The following is a 1730-nucleotide window of genomic DNA, read 5'->3' as shown; positions in this document are numbered from 1 at the left end:
ATCTAGCAATCTCGGCTATGAAGGCCGGGTACTGTCACTGGAGAATCTGCCCGCAGCCTATCGGCGCATGGGCCAGCATGATGAGGCGGTCAGTACTTCTCATCGCGCTATCGATCCAGGCAGTGCTACTGAGCGCAGTTATCTACAGCTGATCGATCTGCATGTGATGCATTCAAATATGAACGACGCTCGAAGTGTATATCAAAGAGCTGTAGCCACTTTCGGACGATCGTCAGTATTGTCAGATAAAGGCACCCAATTGCAGATGCCAGATTTACCCAAAAATTAAAAGAGAGTTTCCATGTCACATCACAGTCCTATCAAGCGCCGTCCCACCAAGAAGATTCACGTTGGCTCTGTGGCGGTGGGTGGCGATGCGCCAATCAGTGTGCAGAGCATGACGAATACCAACACCTGTGATGTTGAGGCGACCGTTGCGCAGATTCAGCGCTGCGTTGATGCTGGTGCGGATTTTATGCGAGTCTCAACCCCGACGATGGAGTCGGTGGCAGCGTTCGCCGAGATCAAAAAACGTGTGAATGTGCCACTGGTGGCGGACATTCATTTTGACTACAAAATTGCTCTGGCGGTGGCGGATGCAGGCGCTGATTGCTTACGTATCAATCCAGGTAATATCGGCAACGAACAAAAAGTCCGTGAAGTCATTGCGGCAGCGCGCCATCACGGTGTGAGCATGCGCATCGGTGTCAATGCTGGTTCACTCGAAAAAGACCTACAAAAAAAATACGGCGAACCGACAGGCGAGGCAATGCTTGAATCGGCGCTGCGCCACATTGACATCCTAGACCGCAATAACTTTGATCAATTTAAAATCTCGGTCAAGGCATCGAACGTGTTTTTGACTTTGGATGCTTATCGACTTATCTCGGCGCAGGTGGATAACCCTCTACACCTTGGTGTTACTGAGGCAGGCGTGTATCGTACAGGCACCGTCAAGTCCGCCATTGCCTTGGGTGGGTTATTGTTAGAGGGTATTGGCGACACCATGCGCATCTCATTAGCAAGTCAGCCGGAAGAAGAGATTAAGATTGGCTTTGACATCCTAAAATCACTCAACATCCGCTCAAATGGCGTAAACTTTATCGCTTGTCCTAGCTGCAGCCGCCAAGAATTTGACGTCATCAAAGTGATGAATGAATTAGAATCTCGCTTGGAAGACATTCGCGAGCCCATTGATCTGTCGGTCATTGGCTGTAAGGTGAATGGACCTGGCGAAGCAAAAGAAGTGGACATCGGTGTCGTGGGTGCAAGCCCAAATTCTCTCGTGTATCTGGGCGGTCAAAAAAGCCATCTGATCGATACCAAGATGCTTGCAGATGAGATTGAGCAAATGGTACGCGCTAAGGCCAAAGAGCTTGCTGAAGCAAGAGCCATCGCTAAGCAAAAAGAGATTATTCGGGTTGGGTGATGGATCATTCTTTGCAAAACGATAGATTGGGCTTTGTTGAATTAGCAAAATTAGCCATGCAAATGGCTAATAAGCCAATGACTGCATCAGATTTATGGCAATTTGTTTTGCAAAATAATTTACATCATCAATTAAAGAGTTTTGATGTCCAGACGCAATCTTTTAAGGGTAAAACACCCGAGGCAACATTTAGCGCTAGAATTTGCACAGCTGGCGATATTTTTGAGGCAGTGCCAAACACCAAACCAAAACAATATATCTTAAAAAATAGCAATGCCACATCTCAAGAAGTTAATTCTGT

General features: G+C 47.3%; 2 protein-coding genes and 1 pseudogene. All 3 read left to right on the top strand.

Annotated elements, in window-relative coordinates; genetic code table 11:
* Positions 1-289 (top strand): hypothetical protein (locus GY683_RS06420; protein ID WP_297287956.1); only part of this gene is annotated, 289 nt, incomplete at its 5' end.
* 12 nt (positions 290-301) lie between these two features.
* Entirely contained in the window at positions 302-1429 is a 1128-nt protein-coding gene (ispG, locus tag GY683_RS06415; RefSeq protein ID WP_297287955.1) for a flavodoxin-dependent (E)-4-hydroxy-3-methylbut-2-enyl-diphosphate synthase, read from the top strand.
* An 11-nt stretch (positions 1430-1440) separates the two neighbouring features.
* Positions 1441-1730, top strand: a pseudogene (locus tag GY683_RS06410) (hypothetical protein); the annotation flags it as partial.

The sequence above is a fragment of the Moraxella sp. genome (assembly GCF_024227015.1).
Lineage (GTDB): Bacteria > Pseudomonadota > Gammaproteobacteria > Pseudomonadales > Moraxellaceae > Moraxella.
Note: the sequence above shows the minus strand (reverse complement) of the source record. Positions and strands in the feature narration are given on the sequence as shown.

Coding starts and splice junctions, on each gene's coding strand:
- ispG (WP_297287955.1), top strand. CDS start 302: ATGTCACATCACAGTCCTATCAAGCGCCGTCCCACCAAGAAGATTCAC.